The 24740-nt window shown below is 35.8% G+C and carries 16 protein-coding genes; 4 read left to right on the top strand and 12 right to left on the bottom strand.

Annotated features, from left to right (window positions below):
* Positions 1-92 precede the first annotated feature (92 nt).
* Together E0W73_RS07500 and E0W73_RS07495 are read left to right on the top strand one after the other, a co-directional pair.
* Positions 93-2285 carry a peptidase domain-containing ABC transporter gene (locus E0W73_RS07500; RefSeq protein ID WP_135221471.1) on the top strand — a complete coding sequence of 731 codons (2193 nt, stop codon included), beginning with the start codon at positions 93-95 and terminating at the stop codon, positions 2283-2285.
* Positions 2286-2288: 3 nt separating this feature from the next.
* Positions 2289-3578, top strand: a complete 1290-nt coding sequence (locus E0W73_RS07495) for an HlyD family secretion protein (RefSeq protein WP_135221470.1) — start codon at positions 2289-2291, stop codon at positions 3576-3578.
* Positions 3579-3751: 173 nt separating this feature from the next.
* On the opposite strand, the gene E0W73_RS07490 is transcribed toward E0W73_RS07495, so the two are convergent.
* The 9 genes from E0W73_RS07490 to E0W73_RS07450 all read right to left on the bottom strand — a co-directional run bounded on the left by E0W73_RS07490 (position 3752) and on the right by E0W73_RS07450 (position 12752).
* Positions 3752-4459, bottom strand: a complete 708-nt coding sequence (locus tag E0W73_RS07490; RefSeq protein ID WP_135221469.1) for a tRNA1(Val) (adenine(37)-N6)-methyltransferase — start codon at positions 4457-4459, stop codon at positions 3752-3754.
* Between the two features lie 78 nt (positions 4460-4537).
* On the bottom strand, positions 4538-5062 hold the full coding sequence (gene rimM, locus E0W73_RS07485) for a ribosome maturation factor RimM (protein WP_135221468.1): 525 nt from the start codon (positions 5060-5062) through the stop codon (positions 4538-4540).
* A gap of 15 nt (positions 5063-5077) precedes the next feature.
* Complete coding sequence (locus E0W73_RS07480; protein ID WP_135221467.1) at positions 5078-5638, bottom strand: 30S ribosomal protein S16; 561 nt, start codon at positions 5636-5638, stop codon at positions 5078-5080.
* A 213-nt stretch (positions 5639-5851) separates the two neighbouring features.
* Positions 5852-6907, bottom strand: coding sequence for a 3-isopropylmalate dehydrogenase (leuB, locus tag E0W73_RS07475; protein WP_135221466.1), 1056 nt, complete (start codon positions 6905-6907; stop codon positions 5852-5854).
* 288 nt (positions 6908-7195) lie between these two features.
* Complete coding sequence (locus tag E0W73_RS07470) at positions 7196-8716, bottom strand: alpha-isopropylmalate synthase regulatory domain-containing protein (RefSeq protein ID WP_135221465.1); 1521 nt, start codon at positions 8714-8716, stop codon at positions 7196-7198.
* A gap of 115 nt (positions 8717-8831) precedes the next feature.
* Positions 8832-9428: a 3-isopropylmalate dehydratase small subunit gene (gene leuD / locus E0W73_RS07465; protein WP_135221464.1), complete on the bottom strand. Its 597-nt coding sequence runs from the start codon at positions 9426-9428 to the stop codon at positions 8832-8834.
* A gap of 114 nt (positions 9429-9542) precedes the next feature.
* Positions 9543-10937, bottom strand: coding sequence for a 3-isopropylmalate dehydratase large subunit (leuC, locus tag E0W73_RS07460; protein WP_135221463.1), 1395 nt, complete (start codon positions 10935-10937; stop codon positions 9543-9545).
* Positions 10938-11469: 532 nt separating this feature from the next.
* Positions 11470-12249 carry a hypothetical protein gene (locus tag E0W73_RS07455; protein WP_135221462.1) on the bottom strand — a complete coding sequence of 260 codons (780 nt, stop codon included), beginning with the start codon at positions 12247-12249 and terminating at the stop codon, positions 11470-11472.
* 38 nt (positions 12250-12287) lie between these two features.
* Complete coding sequence (locus E0W73_RS07450; RefSeq protein ID WP_135221461.1) at positions 12288-12752, bottom strand: hypothetical protein; 465 nt, start codon at positions 12750-12752, stop codon at positions 12288-12290.
* Between the two features lie 289 nt (positions 12753-13041).
* Here E0W73_RS07450 and dnaE point away from each other — a divergent pair, with 289 nt between their 5' ends.
* Both dnaE and E0W73_RS07440 read left to right on the top strand, forming a co-directional pair.
* Entirely contained in the window at positions 13042-17577 is a 4536-nt protein-coding gene (gene dnaE, locus E0W73_RS07445) for a DNA polymerase III subunit alpha (protein ID WP_135221460.1), read from the top strand.
* A gap of 177 nt (positions 17578-17754) precedes the next feature.
* Complete coding sequence (locus E0W73_RS07440; RefSeq protein WP_135221459.1) at positions 17755-18699, top strand: outer membrane beta-barrel protein; 945 nt, start codon at positions 17755-17757, stop codon at positions 18697-18699.
* Between the two features lie 209 nt (positions 18700-18908).
* Here E0W73_RS07440 and E0W73_RS07435 read toward each other — a convergent pair whose 3' ends face one another.
* The 3 genes from E0W73_RS07435 to E0W73_RS07425 form a co-directional block, all read right to left on the bottom strand.
* The gene (locus E0W73_RS07435) at positions 18909-19904 is read right to left on the bottom strand and encodes a Gfo/Idh/MocA family protein (RefSeq protein WP_135221458.1); all 996 of its coding nucleotides are present in this window, start codon (positions 19902-19904) and stop codon (positions 18909-18911) included.
* A 271-nt stretch (positions 19905-20175) separates the two neighbouring features.
* Positions 20176-22263 (bottom strand): prolyl oligopeptidase family serine peptidase, encoded by a 2088-nt coding sequence (locus E0W73_RS07430; protein ID WP_449404038.1) that lies wholly within the window; start codon positions 22261-22263, stop codon positions 20176-20178.
* Positions 22264-22426: 163 nt separating this feature from the next.
* A complete protein-coding gene (locus E0W73_RS07425) occupies positions 22427-24634 on the bottom strand; it encodes a TonB-dependent receptor (RefSeq protein WP_135221456.1) in 2208 nt (735 codons plus the stop codon).
* Between the last annotated feature and the right edge of the window lie 106 nt (positions 24635-24740).

The following is a 24740-nucleotide window of genomic DNA, read 5'->3' as shown; positions in this document are numbered from 1 at the left end:
AGAGAGAAAAATTTATTTTTCTCTCTATTTTTTTATGAAATAAACAGCTACATTTAGCATTGTAATTTTATTTTGACAAATAGTACTAACAATTGAAAAAATTCACCCATTACAAACAGGCAGATCATAAAGACTGTGGACCAACCTGTTTGAAAATTATAGCCAAACATTACGGGAAGACGATTCATATTCAGGATTTAAGAGATGCAAGCGAAACTACCCGTGAAGGAAGCAATTTGCTTTTTTTAAGCGATGCCGCCGAAAAGATTGGTTTTAGAACTCTTGGCGTAAAATTAAGCCTAGAAAGATTAAAAGAAGCCCCACTGCCATGTATGCTGCATTGGAACAAAAATCATTATGTTGTACTTTATAAAATAAAAAAAGACGTTTATTATATCTCAGATCCTGCCTTCGGTCTGATTGAGTATAATAAAGCAGATTTTCTAAAATTCTGGATTGGAAACAATGCAGAAGATACTACTGAAGAGGGAATTGCCTTATTGCTGGAAGCCACGCCAAAATTTTTTCAAACAGAATTTGATAGGGAAGAGCATAAAGGTCTTGGTTTCAGATTACTGTCGCAATATGTCCTTCGATACAAATCGTTTTTGATACAGCTTGCCATTGGCCTACTGGCGAGCAGCTTACTCATGATGATTGCTCCTTTTCTAACCCAGAGTATTGTCGATGTCGGCATCCAAAATCAGAATCTGTATTTTATCTACTTAATTCTTTTTGCGCAACTCTTTCTTTTTGCAGGAAAAACAGGTCTCGAACTTATAAGAAGCTGGATTTTACTGCATCTTTCAACACGCATCAATATTTCGCTTATTTCAGATTTCTTCATTAAACTGATGAATCTTCCGATTTCTTTTTTTGATGTTAGAATGACGGGCGATATTATGCAGCGCATCAATGATCACAGAAGAATCGAAAAAATACTTACCACTTCGTCTTTAAATGTTTTCTTTTCTATAATAAATATGTTTGTTCTGGGTGGCGTATTGGCATATTTTAATCTTAAGATATTTTTGATATTTTTTATTGGAAGCTTCTTTTATTTCGGATGGATTATTTTGTTCTTAAAACGCAGAGAAGTGCTCGACTACAAACGTTTTGCCGAGGTTTCGCAGGAACAAAGCAAGGTGATGGAGTTGATTAACGGGATGCAGGAAATTAAGCTTCATAATGCCGAAAAGCAAAAACGATGGGGATGGGAATATGTTCAGGCTAGACTTTTTAGAGTTTCTATAAAAGGTCTTGTTTTAGAGCAGACACAAACGATAGGTTCTTCAGTCATAAATGAACTCAAGAACATCTTTATCATATTTTTATCGGCAAAATTGGTAATAGACGGTTCAATAACACTCGGAATGATGTTGGCCATTAGTTCTATAGTTGGGAGTTTAAACGGTCCGGTAAGCCAGTTGATTGATTTTGTAAGGGAGCTTCAAGACGCAAAGATTTCGCTGGCCAGATTGTCTGAAATTCATGAAAAAGAAGACGAAACAGAACAAGAAATTTATCAAACCAATGATGTTCCTTTTGATTCAGATATTGAAATAAAAAATATGACTTACCGTTATTTAGGTTCTGATATTCCTGTTTTGGATCATCTTAATTTATTTATTCCTGCTAAAAAAGTAACTGCTATTGTAGGAACCAGCGGCAGTGGAAAGACAACTTTAATGAAACTGCTTTTGAAGTTCTACGAACCTGAAAAAGGAGAAATTGCAGTTGGTAACTCACAGTTAAAAAATATTTCGCAAAAAGCTTGGCGTTCTCATGTGGGGGCGGTTATGCAGGAAGGTTTTATTTTTAATGATACGATTGCAAATAATATTGCTTTTGGAGCTGATAAAATCGATAAAAAGAGACTGATTTATGCAGCAGATGTCGCAAATATAAAAGAATACATCAGCGGACTGCCTTTGGGATACAATACCAAAATCGGTTCTGAAGGATTAGGAATGAGCACCGGGCAAAAACAACGATTGCTTATTGCGCGGGCGGTTTATAAAAATCCAGAAATACTTTTCTTTGATGAAGCAACCTCTGCCTTAGATGCTAACAATGAAAAGGAAATCATGAAAAAACTGGATGTTTTCTTTAAAAATAAAACGGTGATTGTAATTGCACACCGTTTAAGCACAGTTATGAACGCCGACCAGATTGTGGTTCTGGATAAAGGAAAAATTATCGAAATAGGAAGCCATAACTCGCTCGTAGAGCAGAAAGGAAGTTATTTTGAGCTGGTTAAAAATCAATTGCAACTTGGAAATTAAATCATGACAGAAGAAACATTCGAATTAAGAAGCGAGGAAGTACAGGATATTCTGACTAAAGTACCACACTGGATGATCAGATGGGGTACTGTTTTGATTTTTGCAATTATCGTCATGCTGTTTTTTATTTCCTGGTTTATTAAATTTCCCGACGTTGTAAACACCGAAATTGTCATTACAACCAATATTCCTCCAGAGAAAATCGTCTCAAAATCATCGGGACGAATCGAAGCTATTTTGATTAAAAATAAAACTAAAGTTTCTCAAAACACAGCGCTTGCCATAATTGAAAACACGGCAAACTACCAAGATGTTTTTCTGTTAAAAAGTATTGTCGAAAATTACAACATCAATAATCCGTCAAAAGAGTTTCCGTTTTCAAAACTCAAAAATGCACAGTTGGGGGAGATTGAAAGTGCGTTTGCAGTTTTTCAAAAAGATTATCAGGCACAACAACTCAACAACGAGTTGCATCCTTTTGAAGTCGAAAGCAGAGCGCAGAGCTCAGAAAAAATCCAATTGAAGGAAAGGCTGGATATTCTGCAACAACAAAAATTGATTAATGAAAGTGAATTGCAGCTTCAGAAGAATGAAATTGCGCGTTTTGAAACTCTCTTTAACAAAGGAATAATTTCTGCTCAAGAAATGGAAGCTAAAAAGCTAGGTTTCCTGCAGGCACAAAAGAGTTATAAGAATCTTTTAACCTCAATCTCTCAATTAAAGTCCTCTCTTATCGATAATACAAAATTAAGCCGTAATTCGGAGATAAGCGGCACCAAAGAGGAGGTTAATCTCGGACGTAACATGGCACAGTCTTTTTATCAGCTGAAAAAAGTTATAAAAGATTGGGAAATGGCTTATGCCTTAAAGTCTTCTATTAGTGGAGTGGTTACTTTTTTGCAGGTTTGGAACGAAAATCAGACTATAAATGTAGGAGACAATGTTTTTTCAATCATTCCAGATGCAAAAAACGGATTTATTGGGAAAGTAAAAGCCCCTGCGTTGAACTCAGGAAAAATAAAAGTCGGGCAGACCGTAAATATAAGATTGGCCAATTTCCCGGATCGCGAATTCGGAGTTCTGAAAGGAAAAATTAAGAATATTTCGCTCATTCCAGACAAAGATGGCAATTTATTGCTCGATGTAGAACTCCCAAACGGATTGCAGACTTCGTATCATAAACAAATTGTTTTTCAGCAAGAAATGAAAGGAAGAGCTGAGATAATTACCGAAGACCTACGATTAATAGAAAGAATATTGTACCAGTTTAAAAGTATTTTCGAACAGGTCTAAAATAGAAATAACACCCATTCATTTTCAAAAGCAGTAACCTAAACCCAAAATCATGGTTTTCTAATAGTCAATTGTTTCTAAATCACTTTCGAAGAAACTTAAATTTATTGAGCGAAACAGAATTCAGAAATAACATCTTTGTCAATTTTTTGAACTTTGACAAAGATGTGTTTTTACATCTTTAAATAAAAGTCTTTAGTCAATTCAATGTATTCCGGAGTATAGACGTGTCTGTCAATTTCAATTGTTAATTCATCAATTACAATTTCAGAAACTTCATTTCGGCTAAAAGCCAATAAACTTCGTTTAATTTCGGTTTTTGGATTGCCTTTAACTCGGGTGATTTTTAACGGATATAACTCGAATTCTTTTGCTAGAGCAATAAATTTTTCTTCTTCTTTGAAAGGAATAATAACCGCTAAAATTCCATTTTCTGAAAGTAATAAATCGGCAGCTTCAATAATTTCTTCAAAAGGCATTGCATCTTGAAATCTTGCTAGATCACGCTGTTCATTATCTGTTTTGTAATCTTCAGCATAAAAAGGCGGATTGGTTACAATCAAATCATATTCATCTTCAGGTTCATCAATAAATTCGTCTAAACCAGCATGAAAACAAAATAAACGATCTCCCCACGGAGAAGCTTCGAAATTTTCTACGGCTTGTTCATAAGCATCTTCATCAATTTCTAGTGCATCAATTTGTTCGGCATAACTTCTCTGTGCCAACATCAAAGCAATAATTCCAGTTCCGGCGCCAATATCCAAAACACTAAACGGATTATGATGAATAGGTGCCCATGCACCCAATAAAACGCCATCTGTGCCTACTTTCATAGCGGTTTTGTCTTGTTTTACAAAGAATTGCTTAAACTGAAACATTTTGATTTATGGTTTGGTATACTGACATTTTTTAATCAGTTAGAAACTGAATACTAAAAACTGCGACTGAACACTAACTTAAAGATACATCTCCACAAGACCTTCAGGAAGATCCATGATTACTTTTTTATTCTCACGATCAATTTTCACAAGGAATTGATCAATCATTGGAACTAAGATTTCAACTTCGCCATTTAAAACTTCAAAAAGCGGTTGAGCAGAAGAATCATTAATAGAAGTTATTTTTCCGAAAACCCCCAAACGTTTGTCTTCGATTTCAAAACCAATAACTTCGTGGTAGTAGAATTTGTTGCCAGTAAGTTTCGGCAACATCGATAAAGGTAGGTAAATGCCATTTCCAACAAGAGCGTCGGCATCTTCTTCGGTATTTACGTCTTCAAAACGGACTCTAAGAAAGTCGTTTTTGTGCAGTGCACTAGATTCAATAAAAAAAGGAACCAAGTGTTTGTTGTGTTCAACAAACACTGATTCCAGATTTTCGTATAACTCAGGTTCGTCTGTGTCTAAATAGATCAGAACTTCACCTTTGAAACTAAATTTTTTAGCGATTTTACCTAAATAAAAACATTCTTCTTTACGCATTATCGCTAAGTAAAATTATGCCTCAGTTGTTTCGTTATTCTCTTCAGCAGCAGGAGCTTCTTCAGTTGCCTCAGCAACTTCTTCTGTAGCCTCAGCAGCTTGTGCAGCGGCAGCAGCTTCAGCTTGTGCAGCAGCAGCATCAGCAATACGTTTAGCGTTTACTTCTTTTTCTGCTTTTAAAGCTTTTGCTTTCGCATCAGCTTGTGCTTTAGATAAACCATCTTTTTTAGCATCAACTTTTCCTGCTTTAGCCTCTAACCAAGCTGCTAATTTAGCATCTGCTTGCTCTTGAGTTAAAGCTCCTTTGCGGATACCTCCATCAAGGTGGTGTTTCAATAAAGCACCTTTGTAAGAAAGGATAGCTCTTGCAGTATCAGTTGGTTGAGCACCATTGTGTAACCATTTAACTGCGCTGTCAAGGTCTAACTCAACAGTTGCTGGGTTTGTATTTGGATTGTAAGTACCGATTTTCTCTAAGTATCTACCATCTCTTTTTGAGCGTGCATCTGCAGCTACTACCCAGTAAAAAGGTTTTCCTTTTTTACCGTGTCTTTGTAATCTAATTTTTACTGACATAATCTAGTGATTAAATTTTGAGGTACTCGACCTCTGTTAATTAAGGGCGCAAAGATATAATTTTTTTCTGAATTTCTCGTCTAAACAATTATTTATTGCAATTTGATGAGTTTTTAATTAAAAACTGTGTATAGTTACTGGTTTCAAGTTTCAAGTTTTAGGTTTCAAGTTCCAACAACCTGAAACCTGAAACTTGAAACAAAAATTAACTAATTATACATTCGCAGCTAACCAGTCACCTACTTCTTTAGTTCCGTAAGCTTTGCCTCCATTAGCTAAATCTTCGGTAACTACTCCAGCTTCTAAAGCTTTGTTTACAGCATCTCTCATCGCTTTTCCTTCTTCCATCAATCCGAAGTTTTCGAACATCATCGCAGCCGATAAAATAGTAGCCATTGGGTTAGCGATGTTTAATCCCGTTGCTTGTGGGTAAGAGCCGTGAATTGGTTCGAATAAAGATACTTCAGCTCCCATAGAGGCAGAAGGCATTAATCCCATAGAGCCAGAAATCACAGAAGCTTCGTCTGTCAAGATATCTCCAAATAAGTTCTCCGTAATCAATACATCATAAGAGTTTGGCCATTGAACTAAACGCATTGCAACAGCGTCAACAAATTCATAGCTCACTTCAACTTCTGGATAATCTTTTTCCATTGCCTGAACTGTTTCTCTCCACAAACGTGAAGTTTCCAAAACGTTTGCTTTGTCAACGCAGCATAATTTTTTAGAACGAGTCATTGCTAGTTCGAAACCTTTTTTAGCTAAACGTTGTACTTCTGCTCTTGTGTAAACGCAGTTGTCGTAAGCTGTATCTCCGTTATCTTTTCTTCCTTTTTCACCAAAGTAAATTCCGCCAGTTAATTCTCTTAAGAAAACTAAATCAGTTCCTTCGATTCTTTCTCTTTTTAATGGAGACTTATCTAACAATGAAGGGAATGTAAAAGTTGGTCTTACGTTTGCAAACAAACCTAAAGCTTTACGCATTTTTAACAAACCTTGCTCTGGACGTACTGGTGCAGAAGGGTCGTTATCGTATTTTGGGTGGCCAATCGCTCCAAAAAGAACGGCATCAGCATTTTTACAAACTTCGTGTGTTGCATCTGGATAAGGTTCACCTACTGCATCAATTGCTGCAGCGCCGGTTAAAGCTGGTTTCCAAGTAATTTCATGTCCAAATTTTTTCGCAACAGCATCAGATACTTTTACAGCTTCATTGATTACTTCTGGTCCGATTCCATCTCCGGCTAAAAGGGCTATGTTTAATTTCATTCTATATTTTTTAAAAGGTTCTAAGGTTCTGAGTAGCTAAGGTTCTAAGTTTTTTATTCTTATTGCTTAGTTTGTTTTTTAGGCTCTAAGGTTCTAAGTTTTTATTCTTATTGCTTAGTTTATTCTTATTGCTTAGTTTATTTTTTTCTAAGGTTCTGAGTTGCTAAGGTTCTAAGGTTTTTTCTCTTAGTGGCTTAGTTTGTTTTTTAAGTTCTAAGGTTCTGAGTTGCTAAGGTTCTAAGGTCAAAGAAAAATCTTAGAACCTCATAACCTTAGTCTCTTAGCGCCTTAAGTAATTATATTAAGCATTTTTTGTGTTGCAATAATCGCTGCTACAGTTTGGTCTGAATCTAATCCGCGGGTTTTGAATTCTTTTCCGTTGTTGACCCATGTAATAATGGTTTCACACAACGCATCAGAACTACTTCCTGGGGGGATTCTTACCGCATAATCAATCAATTTTGGAAGTGTTAGTTTTTTGCTTTTGTAAATCTTCGATAAAGCATTCATAAAAGCATCAAACTGACCGTCTCCTTGAGCATTTTCTTCGATTATTTCTCCGTTTAAATTTAAAGATAAAGTCGTAGAAGGGCGCATTCCTTTAGAATGTACCAGCATATACGAGTTTATCGTGATTTTTTCTTCGTAAGTATGACTGTCCAAAACATCTGAAATAATGTAGGGAAGGTCTTCCTTAGTTACTGTTTCTTTTTTGTCGCCCAGTTCGATAATTCTTTGAGTAACCAATTTCAAATCTTCGTTGTTTAATTTTAAACCTAATTCCTGAAGATTTTTTTCGATATTGGCTTTTCCAGAAGTTTTTCCTAGAGCATATTTTCTTTTTCTTCCAAAACGTTCTGGAAGAAGGTCATTAAAATAAAGATTGTTTTTATTGTCTCCATCTGCATGGATTCCGGCTGTTTGCGTAAAAACGTTGTCACCGACAATTGGTTTGTTGGCAGGAATTCTGTAACCAGTAAAAGTCTCTACTAATTTGCTTACAGAATACAATGAAGTTTCTTTAATGCCGATATTTACTTCTGGCATATAATCATTTATAACAGCTACGGTACTTTCAAGCGGTGCATTTCCAGCACGTTCTCCCATTCCGTTAACCGTTACGTGAAGCCCGTTGATTCCCGCTTTTATGGCTTCCATAACATTGGCAACGCTTAAATCGTAATCGTTATGAGCGTGGAAATCAAAATGAATGTTTGGATATTTTGTTCTTATTTTTGAAATAAATTCAAAAGTTAGAGATGGAATTAAAACACCTAAAGTATCTGGAAGTAAAACTCTTTTAATTGGCTGCGTTGCTAAGAAATCGAGAAATTGAAAAACATAATCTGGAGAATTTCGCATTCCGTTGCTCCAGTCTTCTAGATAAACATTGGTTTCAATATTATTTTCTTTAGCCAAAGCAATGATTTGAGCAATTTCGGAAAAGTGCTGTTCCGGAGTTTTTTTTAATTGATGTGTTAAGTGATTCATTGAGCCTTTGGTCAATAAATTCTGCACTTTGGCACCGGCTTTTTTCATCCAGTCGATTGAAACGCCTCCGTCAACAAACGTCAGGACTTCAATTCTGTTACTATATCCTTTTTCTTCAGCCCATGAAGTAATGCCTTTTACGGCTTGAAATTCTCCTTCACTCACACGTGCGGAAGCAATTTCGATTCTATCAATATTTAATTCCTCCAGCAATAATTGCGCAATGGTCAGTTTTTCTGCAGCAGAAAATGATACTCCTGAGGTTTGTTCACCATCACGAAGCGTCGTATCCATTATTTCAATTTTTCTTTTTTCCATATTGATATTCTATATTTCTTTTAATTCGAAATGATAGCGGGTTTGTATTATTAATTTAGAAAGACCCGAAAGGTTTTAAAGCCTTTCGGGTCTAATAGACTGAATGATATTTCTATTAGTAAGGAAGTTTATCAGCAAAAGCTTTAATATCTTCCTTCATGTTTTGTAAATAATCAATATCGTCAAAACCATTAATTAGGTTGTTTTTTTTGTAACCGTTAATAGCGAAAGACTCTTGCTTACCAGTTGACAATAAAGTGATGGTTTGGTTTGGAAGATTGATTTCTAATTCTGTTTTTGGGTCAGCTTCGATAGCTTTGAAAATATTAGCTAAAAATTCTGGGCTGATTTGTACTGGCAATACACCAATATTCAAACAGTTTCCTTTGAAGATATCTGCAAAGAAACTAGAAACTACAGCACGGAATCCGTAATCGTAAACGGCCCAGGCAGCGTGCTCTCTAGAAGACCCAGAACCGAAGTTTTTCCCTCCAACAAGAATTTTTCCGCTGTAAGTAGGATTGTTTAAAACGAAATCTGCTTTTGGAGTATCATCTCCGTTGTATCTCCAGTCTCTAAAAAGGTTGTCTCCAAAACCTTCACGTTTTGTAGCTTTCAAGAAACGAGCTGGAATGATTTGGTCTGTATCTACGTTCTCAATTGGCAGTGGCACCGCACTGCTTGTAAGTATATTAAATTTATCGTATGCCATTTTAATTTTAGATTTTTGGATTTTAGATTTTAGATTTTCTTGAAGTGAGAATCTCTATTAAATCTAAAAGCAATTTTATTGAATTTTTGAAATTGTTATTGCAATTGTCATTGACTAGAACAGCTCTCTCGGATCTGTCAGTTTTCCTGTAACAGCAGCTGCCGCCGCCATAATTGGAGAAGCTAAAAGCGTTCTTGAACCAGGGCCTTGACGACCTTCAAAGTTTCTGTTTGAAGTACTTACTGCATATTTTCCAGCAGGAACTTTATCATCGTTCATGGCTAAACAAGCAGAACAACCCGGCTGACGTAATACGAAACCAGCTTCAGTCAAGATATCTAAAATACCTTCCTCTTTAATCTGCGCTTCAACAACGTGAGAACCCGGAACTAACCAAGCCGTAACATTATCCGCTTTTTTTCTTCCTTTTACAATTTCAGCAAAAGCTCTAAAATCTTCAATACGTCCGTTTGTACAACTTCCTAAGAAAACATAATCGATTTGTTTTCCGATCATTACGTCATCTTCATTGAAGCCCATATAAGCTAAAGATTTTTTGTAAGTTTCCTCACCGCCTTCAACTTCTTTTGCGCTTGGGATATGTTTTGTGATACCAATTCCCATTCCAGGGTTTGTACCATAAGTAATCATTGGTTCGATATCTTCCGCTTTGATGTTTAACTCAGCATCAAACACAGCGTCAGCATCAGTTTTTAGTGTTTTCCAGTATTCAACAGCTTTAGTCCAAGCTTCTCCTTTAGGAGCGTAAAGTCTTCCTTCTAAGAAATCGAAAGTAGTTTGGTCAGGGGCAATCATTCCTCCACGAGCACCCATTTCGATACTTAAGTTACAAACTGTCATACGGCCTTCCATAGTCATGTTTTCGAAAACATCACCAGCATATTCAACAAAATAACCAGTTCCTCCAGAAGTAGTTAACTGAGCAATAATATAAAGTGCAACGTCTTTTGGACCAACACCTTTACTCAATTTACCATTTACGTTGATACGCATTTTCTTTGGTTTAGGCTGCATAATACATTGAGTAGAAAGCACCATTTCAACCTCAGATGTTCCGATACCAAAAGCAATCGCTCCAAAAGCACCGTGAGTAGACGTATGCGAATCTCCACATACAATAGTAGCACCTGGCAAAGTAATTCCGTTTTCAGGACCAACTACGTGTACAATTCCATTTTTTTGGTGACCTAATCCCCAGTGCGAAATTCCGTATTCAGCGGCATTGTCTTCAAGAGCTTTAAGCTGGTTTGCAGAAAGCGGGTCTTGTACTGGTAAATGTTGGTTTATGGTTGGTGTATTGTGGTCGGCAGTTGCAAAAGTACGTTCCGGATATAATACGTTAACGCCTCTTGATTTTAATCCTAAAAAAGCAACAGGACTCGTAACTTCATGAATGAAATGGCGGTCAATAAAAAACACATCTGGCCCATCTTCAATTTTACGCACTACATGTGAATCCCATACTTTGTCAAATAATGTCTTACTCATTTTTTATTTTTTTTAATTGTAATTTCTATAACCACAGCAATTTCCTGTTCATTATAATAGCAAAACAAAAGTAAAAAAAGATAAAAAAGCGTCAATTTCGATATTTCATTTTATACGATACCCAAACTAATTTACAAATTGTGAAACCACTTTTGTAAACTAAAATTTGACAGAAAAATGATGAAGAAACGGATTTGCTTTTCCTTTTTCGGCTTTAATTTTCCTTGTTTGTTTTTTGTTTTAATAGTTTGCAAATTTATCTCAAAATCAGTATAAAATATAAGAATTTGATTGAAAAAATTTAACAAAACTAATAAAAATAGTAATAATTGTTAGTTTTGATTTACTTGTAAAAAGAACACTTTTATGATTTTTTGATGGTGTTAATGTAGTTTTTCGAACGTTATTTAGATTCAATAAAAGGTCGAAATACTACGACGTCCAAGAGGTGTATTTTTGTGAAATTTTATGAATTTTAAGAGAAAAACTGATGAATAAATAAGGGTGTCTTTTTTTTAAATTTAATTGTTTTTTAAAGATTTATAAAATGAAATCCGTAATCCATTCTATATGTTTTGATTTTAAATTTATTTCCAAGATTTTGTATTTGATAAATTCGAGCATTGGTTTCGTCGAAGTAACAATTGTAGTTAGATGCATATTCTTCTGGATGCCATTCTCGTTTCATTAACTCATAATTTTTACGTAATCTGATTTTAGCTGAATCGATATTTTCATCAGGAATGTCATAACTTCCTCTTAAAGTATTGAGTACGATGGTACTGTCTCTTTCTTCAATTCTTTTGCAATTTAATACTGAAGTAAGCATCACGTTGATTAATGTAAACCTCTTATTTGATTTTCTTCTGTCGCTATTGTTAATTAGTTCATCTATGCCTAAATTAAGTTGATTTGTAAAAGTTGTATTTGTTTTGGGAACATCTGGCAATAGTTTATCAAATGGAAATTCCCAATAATCTCTGTATTTGCTATTGAAAAGGGGAATAGCATAGACTTGTTTTTTACCATTAATGAAAACTAAAATATGATTTCTGTTTTTATATCCTTCAGGCTGTGAATAGAGTTGAATTTCGATATTAAACTCGCCTTCTCGAACACTTTTTACAAACTTGAATTCACTTTCAGATGGTTTTTTATCAGCCGTTAATTGCGGATATTTTGTAATAAGACTTTGAATAGAATGGTTGATTTTAGACTCGACACTTTGATTGCAACTAGTTGAAATAAAATAGATTAAAAAATATGAAATAACATATTGTATCCTAAGGTTCTTTGCAGATTTATTTGTCATTGAAATTTAGTTTATTGAAGAATGAATCATCTTAAATTTTATTTGTTTGGTTTATATTTTTCGGGATTGTATAGTCTTTTCTCATTATAATCATTCGGATATTTTTTATGATCACTTTCTTTTTCTTTGATTAAAAAAATATAATTTAGATAAGGTTTTTTCTTTGTGGGATAAGCTAGTATGATTGCTTTTTCGTTAAAACTTACAATGTCATAGGAGAAATTTCTCCATGTCAAAATACTGTCTTCAGATACAGACCATTTTTCAGGAACTTCCGGCATAAATGGGTCTTCCGGCTTATCAGTAAATTTTCCATTTCCATTTTTGCTATACCGATAAGACAAGTGGTCGTCTTTAAACTTGAAATAAGTAAAATAAGAGTCGCAATTAGTATAATAACACCAATATTCATCAGATTTTGTTTCTAAAGATTTTTCAATAGTATTCTTTTTTGAACAACTAATTAGAAGAATAATCAGAAAGAGAGTAAAGTGTTTTTTCATAGAATTTTGATTAAAATTTTTATGTTTAGAATTTAATTAAATCCTCTGTATCAAGTTTAGAAATAAATTATTGTCAAAATTAGATTGTTAAAATATTCAAATCTAATAAATTTTGTCAAAAGAAGTTGTCTTAGTTTAACAATTTCAGACTTTTAATTTCTCCAAAAAAAGCGTAAATTTGAATTCCTTCCATTTTTCATTTCGCATTTTATTATGTTTCATGTTGTCAATGTTTTGCAATGTGTAAGATTTGGAATTTGGAGCTTTAAAATTTGATTTTTACAACTCTATGTATTTAATATTCGATACCGAAACAACCGGATTACCAAAACGCTGGGACGCCCCAATTACCGATTCTGACAACTGGCCTCGCTGTATACAGATTGCATGGCAATTGCATGACGAAATGGGAAATCTTGTTGAACATCAGGATTATTTGGTAAAACCGGAAGGCTTTAATATTCCGTATGATGCTGAACGTATCCACGGAATCTCGACTGAATTGGCTGAAGCCGACGGAATCACTTTGGCCGAAGTTTTAGAGAAATTCAATATTGCTTTAAGCAAAACCAAATTCATTGTTGGACAGAATTTAGGTTTCGATGTGAATATTATGGGAGCTGAATTCCATAGAATGGGAGTAGATTCTACTATGGCTTCCATTCCCGTTTTGGACACTTGTACCGAAGTTACGGCTTCATTATTACAGCTTCCGGGAGGTCGTGGAGGAAAATTCAAACTTCCGACTTTGACGGAGCTTCACGAATATTTATTCAATGTTCCTTTCGCGGAAGCGCACAACGCAACTGCCGACGTTGAGGCAACTACACGTTGTTTCCTTGAATTGGTGAGAAGAGAAGTTTTCACCAAAGAAGAACTTGATGTACCAAAAGAGTATTTCAAAGAATTTCAAGAAAGAAATCCAGAGCCATTTAAGTTAATTGGTTTAAAACACATCAACTTAAAAGCGGCTTCTGATAAAATTAGAGAACAGCTTAAAGCTCTTGCTGGGGAAGGGCAGCAGACTGTTGTTTCAGAAGAAGATAAAGCCGATTTTAAAGCTGCAAAATTTGCGCATTTACATAATCACACCCAGTTTTCGGTACTTCAATCGACTATAGGAATAGGGAATATTGTGGCTGCTACTGCTAAAAATGGAATGCCGGCTGTTGCTATGACCGATACTGGAAATATGATGGGCGCTTTCCACTTTGTGAGCGCTGTCATGAACCACAATAAAGGTGCTTCTGCAAAAAACAAAGCCTTGGTTGAAGCGGGAGAAGAACCGACAGAAACCGAAATTAAACCAATAGTTGGTTGCGAATTTAATATCTGCGACAACCATTTAGATAAAAGCAAAAAAGACAATGGTTATCAAGTTGTTTTAATGGCTAAAAATAAAGCCGGCTACCACAACTTGGCCAAAATGGCTTCAATTGCTTATACTGACGGTTTTTATTATGTTCCGAGAATTGACCGCGCGATTGTGGAGCAATATAAAGGCGATATCATGGTTTTGTCCGGGAATTTATACGGAGAGATTCCGAGTAAAATCCTGAATATCGGTGAAAACCAAGCCGAAGAAGCGTTGATTTGGTGGAAGGAACAATTTGGCGAAGATTTCTATCTGGAAGTAATGCGCCACAATCAGGAAGATGAAAATCGTGTCAACAAAACCCTGATTGAATTTTCGAAAAAACACAATGTAAAGCTCATTGCGACTAACAATACGTATTATTTAAATAAAGAAGATGCCAATGCACACGACATTTTATTGTGTGTAAAAGATGGTGAAAAACAGGCAACGCCTATCGGACGTGGACGTGGTTATCGCTACGGACTTCCAAATCAGGAATATTATTTCAAGTCGCAAGACGAGATGAAAAAACTCTTTGCCGATTTGCCGGAAGCCATAATCAATATTCAGGAAATTGTAGATAAGGTAGAGGGATATTCGCTTTATCGAGATGTATTGCTTCCTAAATTTGAAATTCCACAGGAATTTGTTGACCCTGAAGATGAAAAAGACAATGGTGTCCGTGGTGAAAACGCTTATTTGCGTCATCTTACCATGGAAGGTGCCAAAAGAAGATACGGAGAAATCACAGAATCGATTCAGGAACGTTTGGATTTTGAATTGATGACAATTTCAAACTCTGGTTATCCTGGGTATTTCTTGATTGTACAGGATTTCATTGCCGAAGCTAGAAAAATGGATGTTTCGGTAGGGCCTGGGCGTGGTTCTGCAGCGGGTTCGGCCGTTGCATACTGTCTCGGAATTACCAATATTGACCCGATTAAATACGACTTACTTTTTGAGCGTTTCCTAAATCCCGACCGTGTATCGATGCCCGATATTGATATCGACTTTGATGACGAGGGTCGTGGACGTGTAATGGAATACGTAATCAACAAATACGGTCAAAAACAGGTGGCACAGATTATCACGTATGGTAAGATGGCAACCAAATCGGCAATTCGTGATACGGCTCGTGTGCTGGATTTGCCATTGTTTGAAGCCGATAGAATTGCAAAACTGATTCCGGGAATGATGCCTTCCAAATGGAATTTGGCGCGTTTTATTTCGGAAAGTGAAGAAGAGGTTAAAAAAGCGCTTCGTTCGGATGAATTTGATAACGTAAAAGAATTAATTGCGATTGCCAATGAAGATGATTTGGCTGGAGAAACCATTCAGCAGGCAAAAATTCTTGAAGGTTCGCTGCGTAATACAGGTATTCACGCCTGCGGGGTAATCATTACGCCGTCGGATATTACGAATTACGTTCCCGTAACAACTGCAAAAGATTCGGATTTATATGTAACACAGTTCGATAACTCGGTTGCAGAAAGTGCCGGATTGCTGAAAATGGACTTTTTGGGTCTGAAGACCCTTACGCTGATAAAAGATACTGTAAAACTGGTAAAATATAGAACGGGAATTGAGCTGAATCCAGATACTTTTCCAATCGATGATGAAGAAACGTATGCGCTTTTCCAAAGAGGTGAAACCGTTGGAATCTTCCAATACGAGTCACCCGGAATGCAGAAATACATGAAAGATCTGAAGCCAACGGTTTTTGGAGATTTAATTGCGATGAATGCCTTGTATCGTCCAGGGCCTTTGGAGTATATTCCATCTTTCGTTCGAAGAAAAAATGGTGATGAAGAAATCAAATACGATTTAGATGCCTGTGCAGAATATTTATCAGAAACCTACGGAATTACGGTCTACCAAGAGCAGGTAATGCTTTTGTCTCAGTCTTTGGCAGGATTTACAAAGGGTGAGGCCGACGTCTTGCGTAAAGCGATGGGTAAAAAACAAAAAGACGTACTGGATAAAATGAAGCCGAAGTTCGTGGAGCAAGCCGCAGCAAAAGGTCACGATGCCAAGATTCTGGAGAAAATCTGGAAAGACTGGGAAGCCTTTGCGAGTTACGCCTTCAACAAATCGCACTCGACTTGTTATGCTTGGATTGCGTACCAAACGGCTTATTTGAAAGCACATTATCCTGCCGAATATATGGCAGCGGTACTTTCCAATAACATGAACGATATCAAACAAGTTTCTTTCTTTATGGAAGAGTGCAAACGTATGGGATTACAGGTTTTGGGACCTTGTGTAAATGAATCGTACTATAAATTTACGGTAAATGATGACTATGCTGTTCGTTTCGGAATGGGAGCGATTAAAGGAGTAGGAGCAGGAGCCGTTGAAACCATTGTTGAAAACAGAAAAGACGGAAGATATAAATCGATTTTTGATTTGGCGAAACGAATAGATTTGCGTGCAGCCAACAAAAAAGCGATTGAGAATTTAGCACTTGCCGGAGGTTTTGATTCATTTGAAGGAACAACCAGAGCGCAATATTTCCATGACGATGGAGACGGAATCACATTCTACGAAAAAGCGATGCGTTACGGATCCAAGTTTCAGGAAAATGAAAATTCATCACAAGTAAGTTTGTTTGGAGAAACCAGCGAAGTACAGATTGCCGAACCAGTAGTACCGCCATGTGAAGACTGGAGCACAATGGAAAAACTGGCCAAAGAAAAAGAGGTTGTCGGAATTTATATTTCCGGACATCCTTTGGATGATTTTAAGTTTGAAATGAAATACTTCTGCAATGCCCGATTAGAAGCGCTGAAAAGCATGAACGAGTATGTAGGTAAGAATTTAACATTCGCAGGTATTATTAATAACGTGCAGCATCGTGTGGCTAAAAACGGAAAAGGCTGGGCGGCTTTCAATTTAGAAGGCTACGATGAAAGTTATGAGTTTAAGATTTTTGGTGAAGAATATTTAAAGTTCCGCCATTTCTTAATCCAGAACAATTTTGCCTTTCTGAAAATATTAATCAAAGACGGCTGGGTAAATCACGATACAGGTAAAAAAACAGAGCCGAGGATGCAATTTGTGGAGATAAAACAGCTGCAAGATATTTTGGAAACTTTTGCCAAAAAACTGATTTTGCTTCTGAATATTAAAGACCTACAGGCGGAGTTTATTCATAAATTAAGTCATCTCTTTAATGATTACAAAGGAGACAACTCGGTTTCTTTTGAAATAATGGAATTAGAAAAGGTCAAACGTTTGGTTGAAGTCCAAACGCCAACAGATTTTGAGGCAGATGAAACTGTTTTTGAAGATGACAATGATAATGAAGATGTAGCTTTGCAGACCAATAAGGTACAAGAGGTAAATGAGATTGAGGAAATCAAGGTCGTGACCAAATTGACAATGCCAAGCAGACGTCTAAAAGTCAAGATTTCTGCCGAATTACTTCGAGAATTGGAAAAAATGCAGATTAATTTTAAATTGAACTAAAAAATTAACAGTTAAAATTTAAATAGATATTATTTTTTTTAGTTAAAAATATGCATGCATAATAAATTTTTAGTAATATTATTTAAAATTATAACGATTTCGTTACATGTCTAACTTTACAAATTGTAAGAATGTATTTAATATTCTAAGTTTGTACTAATTAATTAAATCAGAATTATGAAAAAGAACATATTTTTATTAGGATTACTTGTTTGCTCAATGATGAGTGTGGCGCAAACAACTGAAAATACAGATAAACCAGAAAGCTGGTACTTTAAATTGGGTGGATCATATTTCATTCAAACAGCAGCGACAGAATTTCCAATTGTAAATGGCCAATTGCCTAATACAGATGTTTATGGTCCTAATGGAACTACCTTAATTTCTAGAAAGACAAATCACGGATCTTTTGGAGAAGGTTTCCGTTCTGGATTGACTGCTGGTTACCGTTTTTCAACTCGATTAGGAGTTGAGATGGGGATTAACTATTATTCTAGTGCAGATAAATTGATGGTTGAGACTACAAATCGTTTAGTAGCAACTTCTCCAGCAAATATTTTTGTAACTGGTGATGCTGTAGGTAAAATTAGAGCATGGGATTTATCGCCATCTTTAGTATTGTTTTTGGGAGAAACTAAAGGTTTTGAACCTTATACTAAGGTAGGAATTATTGTTCCTATTCACGGAGATCTAACTATCGAAACCAACCGTGAATATTACACAGCACAAGGAGTTGTGGCAAAGACATATTCTGAAGATGTTGTAAAACCAAATCCAACTATTGGTTTTATGGCTGCAATCGGAACTTCTTATAAACTAGGAAAAAAGATTGCTGTATTTGCTGAAGTAGAATACAGAAACTTTACAGTTCACGGAAAAACTAAAGAAACTACAGTGTTTACTGAAAATGGAGTAGATAAATTACATACACCATCTACTTTTAGACAAGATGCTTCTTATTCTGCTATCCACACTAATTATGTAAGTCAATTGAGTACAAGTTCTAACAGTAGAGTTACTAATGCAGCTGGTTTTGATGATACAAGAGCTACGGATGATATTAGCTCTTTTGTTGGAATTTCAGGGATAGGCTTAACAGTTGGGTTAAAATACAGCCTATAATTTTATTCCGTTATTATAGTTTAAAATCAAAGAGGATATTCGAAATAATATCCTCTTTTTGTATTTTGTCATTTCGACGAAAGGAGAAATCACATTAGAAACTCTCCGACGATTGGCGATTCTCTTTGTAGATTCTCGAGTGTGATTTACTTCGTCTGTTCGCTATCGCTCGAGTCTCCCTTTGGCGAAATGACAAAACTGTGAAAATACTATTTAGAAGCCTCTCTAAACTCCTTCAAAACTTGATCAATCACCCAAGTAGTTCTTGCTCCAGAAATTCCTTTTGATGGAGATCCATTTTCTTTTCCTAATAATTCAGCAATAACAGTTTCAATAAACGGCTGTTGAATGTGTAACGGATTTTCTATTGTAATGGTTTCTTTATCTCCGTTTGCATATTGAACGTGTAACGGATCATTTCCAAAAGTAGAGAAAGAAATTTTTCCTTTATCACCCACAATTTCAGTATTGTCATAACGTTCAAAACTTGCGAAATTCCAAATCCCAGAGCCGTGTATTCCATTTTCAAATAAGAAAGACATTGAAACAGCGTCTTCGGCAGGATACGCTTTCAACTGCGATGTTGCATGTCCTCGAACCGATTTTATCGGACCTAGAACATAATCAAGAAAATCTAGCGTATGACAAGCCAAATCAACAAAGATTCCTCCACCTGAAATATGGGGTAAAACAGTCCAAGGAAGATTGATTTCGTTATCGTAACGCTCTTCAAAAGGATGGTATAAAACGCAGTTTACGTGTCTGATAGTTCCTAGTTTTCCTTCATCGATAATCTCTTTTATTTTCAAGAAACGAGGCAGCGCTCTTCTGTAATAAGCAACAAATAAGGGTACGTTATGTTCTTTGCAAGCATTTATCATTTCGTTGCATTCTTCAAAAGTCAAAGCCATTGGCTTTTCAACATAAACAGGTTTTCCTGCTTTGGCACATAAAATAGTATATTCTTTATGAGAAGATGGAGGAGTGGCAATATAAACCGCATCAACTTCAGGATCGTTTATTAAATCTTCGGCATTCGAATACCATTTCGGAACGTTATGGCGTTTGGCATAATCTTCAGCAAGGGCGGCATCTCTTCGCATAACTGCGACTAAAGCAGAGTTTGGCGCTTTCTGAAAAGCGGGTCCGCTTTTAACTTCGGTTACATTACCGCAGCCTATAATTCCCCATTTTACAATTTTCATGGTTTAAGTTTTAAGTTTCTCAAATTTAGTGTAAATGCTTTATTTAAAAAAGTTAGCTACGAATTCACGAATTTATTTTAATCTACATGTTTAAAAAATCTATATCAAATTAGTACGAATTAATTTCACGCAGATTTTGCAGATTTAAGCAGATGCGCGCAGATTTTTAAATTAAATCAGTTTAGATCTGCAAAAATCTGCAAAATCTGCGTGAAATAAAAAAGCCACGATATTCAGAGAATTCGTGGCTAAAAAAATTAAGCTTAAAGTCTTACTTTTGAGGTAAAGCTTTAAAACCCATATTGTAAAGCGTAAAAGCCTGGATGTCTACATTCTCTTGAATCGTAGCCGCAACAGATTTTCCTGCTCCGTGTCCTGCTTTAACATCAATTCTGATTAAAACAGGATTATCTCCAGCTTGTTTTTCCTGTAATTCAGAAGCAAATTTAAAACTATGAGCAGGAACCACACGGTCATCATGATCTCCTGTAGTTACCATAGTAGCAGGATAATGAGTTCCTTGTTTTACATTGTGTACAGGAGAATATCCTTTTAAATATTCAAACATTTCTTTGCTGTCTTGAGCAGTTCCATAATCGAAAGCCCATCCTGCACCTGCTGTAAAGGCATTGTAACGAAGCATGTCCATAACTCCCACTGCTGGTAAAGCGACTTTCATTAAATCTGGACGTTGAGTCATTGTTGCACCAACTAATAATCCTCCGTTAGAACCTCCGCGAATAGCTAAATAGTCTGATGAAGTGTATTTTTGAGCAATCAGGTATTCCGCAGCAGCGATAAAATCATCAAATACGTTTTGTTTTTGAAGTTTTGTTCCAGCATCATGCCATTTCTTTCCGTATTCGCCACCACCTCTTAAGTTAGCCACTGCATAAACACCGCCATTTTCCATCCAAACCGCATTGGCAATGCTGAAACTTGGGGTTAAGCTGATATTGAATCCGCCATAACCGTAAAGAATCGTTGGGTTTTTACCGTCTAATTTAGTTCCTTTTTTATAAGTAATGATCATCGGAATTTTTGTTCCGTCTTTTGACGTATAAAATACTTGTTTCGATTCGTAATCTTCGCTTTTGAAATCTACTTTTGGTTTCTGATAAATTTCAGATTTACCTGATTTTGGTTCGAAAGAATAAATACTTCCTGGAGTTGTATAGTTGGTAAAGCTGTAGTATAAAATCTTTTCCCCTTTTTTGCCACCAAATCCACCAGCAGATCCCACAGCAGGAAGTTTGATTTCGCGAACTAATTTTCCGCTATAATCATACTGCTGTACAAATGATACAGCGTCTTTTGTATAATTAGCAAAGAAATATCCTCCCCCAGTCGACGGAGACAAAATATCTTTGGTTTCTTTAATAAAATCTTTCCAGTTTTCAGGTTTCGGATTTGCAGCATCAACAGTCACCACACGTTTGTTTGGAGCATTAAAATCGGTTTCTATAAACAACTTGCTTCCTTCGTTTTCAATAATATTGCTGTCCGAATTAAAGTTGTCAACAATAGTTACAATTGCGCTGTTTGCTTTTGTCAAATCTTTGATATACAATTCATTTCCGTAAGTAGAATTGGCGGCAGAAATTACCAAATATTTGTTGTCTTCCGTAACATAACCCCCCACATATCTTCTTTTTTGGTCGGCACCAAAAATTACTTTATCGTCTTTTTGAGAAGTTCCCAGTTTATGGAAGTACAATTTATGCTGATCTGTTTTGGCAGATAATTCGCTTCCTTTAGGTTTGTCGTAACTTGAATAATAAAAACCTTCATTTCCAAGCCATGAAATGCCACTAAATTTTACATCCACCAAAGTATCTTCTAGAACTTTTTTAGAAAGAGCATCAATGATGATGACTTTTCTCCAGTCGCTTCCACCTTCAGAAATCGAGTAAGCGGCTTTGCTTCCGTCTTTAGAGAAATCAAGTCCACCAAGAGATGTTGTCCCATCTTTTGAGAATGTGTTTGGATCTAAGAAAACCTCTTCTTTTCCGTTTTGGTCTTTTCTGTAAACAACAGACTGATTTTGAAGTCCGTTATTTTTAAAATAATACGTAAACTTTCCTTCTTTAAAAGGAGCGCCTATTTTTTCGTAATTCCACAGTTGCTCCATACGTTTTTTGAGCGCATCGCGAAACGGAATTTTATCAAGGTAACCATAAGTTACTTCGTTTTCTGCTTTTACCCAAGCGCCGGTTTCTGCAGATTTATCATCTTCGAGCCAGCGATACGGATCGCTTACTTTTGTGTCAAAATAGACATCGACAGTTTCTCCCTTTTTAGTTTGCGGATATTGAATTTTATTTTGTGCAAACGAAATTCCTGCAGTTGTAATTGCCATTAATAGAAATGTTTTTTTCATAGTTAGTTTATATCTGTTTGTAACAAAAATAGTACTTTTTGTTGTGAAAAGTTAGAAGAAAAAAAACATATAAGCTATATAAGTTCATTTAATTTGAAGCGTCGCTTATTTTTACTTATATGACTTATATGGTTTAAAAATGTTACAGATTAAAATTAACTCCCAAAACGATGTTTCTTCCGATGTTCGGAATACCGTCTGTCTTCAATCTAGAAAGGTGTGCAATATATTTCTTGTCGAATAAATTGTTTCCGTTTAGGGTAATGTCAAAAGCAGTTTTTCCGAGTTTAACAGTTCCTCCAAAACCAAGATTTACCAAAGTATAACCCTTTGAAGCAGTTTCAAAACCACTCACATTTTTCTGATCAAATGTTGAAGAAACATTTAAAGAAGCAAAACCTTCGCTTAGCCAATTTTTAATGTTGAATTCGGTTCTCAACGTATTGTTCCAATTGTTGGCAGGAATTAGAGGCAGATAATCGTCATTGTCTTTTTTACCAGTGACCGTTTCAAAACTAGTTTCAAAATGCAACCAGTCTAAAGGATGTGGGTGAAAATGCAAACCAACTTCTCCACCGTACAATTGTGCATTATCTTGAACATAAGCAAAAACATCATTATCGTCTAAAACTTCTCCGGTTGGCGAGGTATAAATGTAATTGTTTACGTGATTGTAAAATCCGTTTACAAAAAATTCAAAATGTGTGTTTTTGTATTCTAAATTTAAATCGGTCTGTACGTTTTGCTCTGTTTTCAGGTTCGCATTTCCGATTTCATAACGATTTGTTCCTTCGTGAACACCGTTTGAGGTCAGCTCTGCCAAATTAGGAGCTCTAAATCCTGTAGCAACATTTAAGCGAAATGTTAACGGTTCTGCCAATTTGGTTTTATAGCCTAAAGAAGCATTAAAACTGTCAAAAGAACGATCTAAAGCTTGGAAATATCCTTCTTCACCTTCGGTTCCGTGAGCGATTGACGTAATATTTCGATTATCATAACGCAATCCAGCCTGAAGCACGCTGTTGTTCCATTCGTAGTTTGCTGTTCCAAAAACTCCAAAATCATTGGTGGTAGCATCTGGAATCAAGTATTCTTCCCCAGAATTTTTATTGGTTTGGTGCATTCCTTGAACTCCTATAATGGTTTCGATTTTTCCGAATTTAGGAAAATGGTATTTTGCATTATAATTAAAAGTGTTCAGTTTCATATGAAGAGAAGCCTCGTTGCTGTCTTCAAATTCGCTTCTGTCATTGGCGATATACCCTAAATCTATATCTAATTTTGAGTTTTCAAAAAAGATTACATTATTCAAGCTCAATAAGTGATTAAAAATTCCCTGTCTCGGAAATTGTGTGTCTTTGCTAGAAGATTGTTCGGCAATTCCGTCTTCTGGAATTCCAATATCCAGTTTGTTGTAGTTGTATCTTAAAACACTAGAAAAAGTAGAGTTGCTGTAACCGATTCCGGTTTTAAAATCGGTTTCGTTGTAACGTGAATTAGTCACACGGTCACCATCGGCAATTTTGTAATCAGAATGAGTATTATAGCTTCCGCGTGCTAAAAATTTCCAGTTGTCTGTCGAAGTTTTCAATCCGATAGAAGAATTGCTTCCTTGCGTATTGGTAAAATATTTTTGACTGAAATTAGCTTTAAAGTCGCCTGCATCAGCAAATTTTTCAGGATTAAAGTATAAAACTCCTCCCAAAGCATCAGAGCCGTATAATAAGGAAGCAGGTCCTTTAATCACTTCAACACTTTCGATTCCGGCATCGTTTAAACCCAAACCATGTTCGTCTCCAAACTGCTGATTTTCGATGCGCACACCTTGAGAATACACTAATACACGATTTCCGCTAAGCCCTCGAATTACAGGTTTCCCGATAGAAGTTCCAGTAGAAATCTGTGAAACTCCCGGAATTGTTGCCAAACCTTCAATCAAAGTTGAGGTTCCTTTTTGCTGTAATGTTTTGATGCTTTCGTGCTCAATTTTCATTACGTTTTGCGACTGCAGTTTATTGAAAGGAGTAGAAACAACTACTTCATCCATTTCTAAAATAGATTCTTCGAGTACTACATCAACTGTATTTTGTTTTACTAATTTGACAACGGTTTTATTTTGAGTAGCGTAACCAACATATGAGAAAGAAAGGCGTAGATTTCCGTTTGGAAGATTGTTCAGCTCGTATTTTCCGTTTGCGTCTGTTGTAGTTCCTTTATGCAATTCAGAGGCATAAACAGAAACGCCTGGCAAAGGATTATTTTGATGATCAGTTACAGTACCTGAAACTGAATTTTGGGCAGATAAAATGCCCGAGAACCCTAATATTAAGGCTAATATGAATTTTTTCATTGAAAATGATGCTATAGTTAAAATGATTAACCTAAAAACAGAATGATGCCGAAATCTATTTGTTTTTGAAATTTCCAAAACAAATAAGTCGTCTTCCTTGGTTTTT

The organism is Flavobacterium foetidum, from assembly GCF_004634245.1.
GTDB classification, from domain to species: domain Bacteria; phylum Bacteroidota; class Bacteroidia; order Flavobacteriales; family Flavobacteriaceae; genus Flavobacterium; species Flavobacterium foetidum.
The sequence above is the reverse complement of the archived record's forward strand: the minus strand, read 5'-3'. Positions and strand labels throughout refer to the sequence as shown.

Excerpts from the sequence above, each read along its gene's own strand:
- E0W73_RS07455 (WP_135221462.1), bottom strand. The coding sequence starts at position 12,249 with ATGACAAATAAATCTGCAAAGAACCTTAGGATACAATATGTTATTTCA.
- E0W73_RS07450 (WP_135221461.1), bottom strand. The coding sequence starts at position 12,752 with ATGAAAAAACACTTTACTCTCTTTCTGATTATTCTTCTAATTAGTTGT.
- E0W73_RS07490 (WP_135221469.1), bottom strand. The coding sequence starts at position 4,459 with ATGTTTCAGTTTAAGCAATTCTTTGTAAAACAAGACAAAACCGCTATG.
- E0W73_RS07470 (WP_135221465.1), bottom strand. The coding sequence starts at position 8,716 with ATGGAAAAAAGAAAAATTGAAATAATGGATACGACGCTTCGTGATGGT.
- E0W73_RS07425 (WP_135221456.1), bottom strand. The coding sequence starts at position 24,634 with ATGAAAAAATTCATATTAGCCTTAATATTAGGGTTCTCGGGCATTTTA.
- E0W73_RS07430 (WP_449404038.1), bottom strand. The coding sequence starts at position 22,263 with ATGGCAATTACAACTGCAGGAATTTCGTTTGCACAAAATAAAATTCAA.
- leuD (WP_135221464.1), bottom strand. The coding sequence starts at position 9,428 with ATGGCATACGATAAATTTAATATACTTACAAGCAGTGCGGTGCCACTG.
- E0W73_RS07440 (WP_135221459.1), top strand. The coding sequence starts at position 17,755 with ATGAAAAAGAACATATTTTTATTAGGATTACTTGTTTGCTCAATGATG.
- E0W73_RS07435 (WP_135221458.1), bottom strand. The coding sequence starts at position 19,904 with ATGAAAATTGTAAAATGGGGAATTATAGGCTGCGGTAATGTAACCGAA.
- leuB (WP_135221466.1), bottom strand. The coding sequence starts at position 6,907 with ATGAAATTAAACATAGCCCTTTTAGCCGGAGATGGAATCGGACCAGAA.
- dnaE (WP_135221460.1), top strand. The coding sequence starts at position 13,042 with ATGTATTTAATATTCGATACCGAAACAACCGGATTACCAAAACGCTGG.
- E0W73_RS07480 (WP_135221467.1), bottom strand. The coding sequence starts at position 5,638 with ATGTCAGTAAAAATTAGATTACAAAGACACGGTAAAAAAGGAAAACCT.
- E0W73_RS07495 (WP_135221470.1), top strand. The coding sequence starts at position 2,289 with ATGACAGAAGAAACATTCGAATTAAGAAGCGAGGAAGTACAGGATATT.
- rimM (WP_135221468.1), bottom strand. The coding sequence starts at position 5,062 with ATGCGTAAAGAAGAATGTTTTTATTTAGGTAAAATCGCTAAAAAATTT.
- leuC (WP_135221463.1), bottom strand. The coding sequence starts at position 10,937 with ATGAGTAAGACATTATTTGACAAAGTATGGGATTCACATGTAGTGCGT.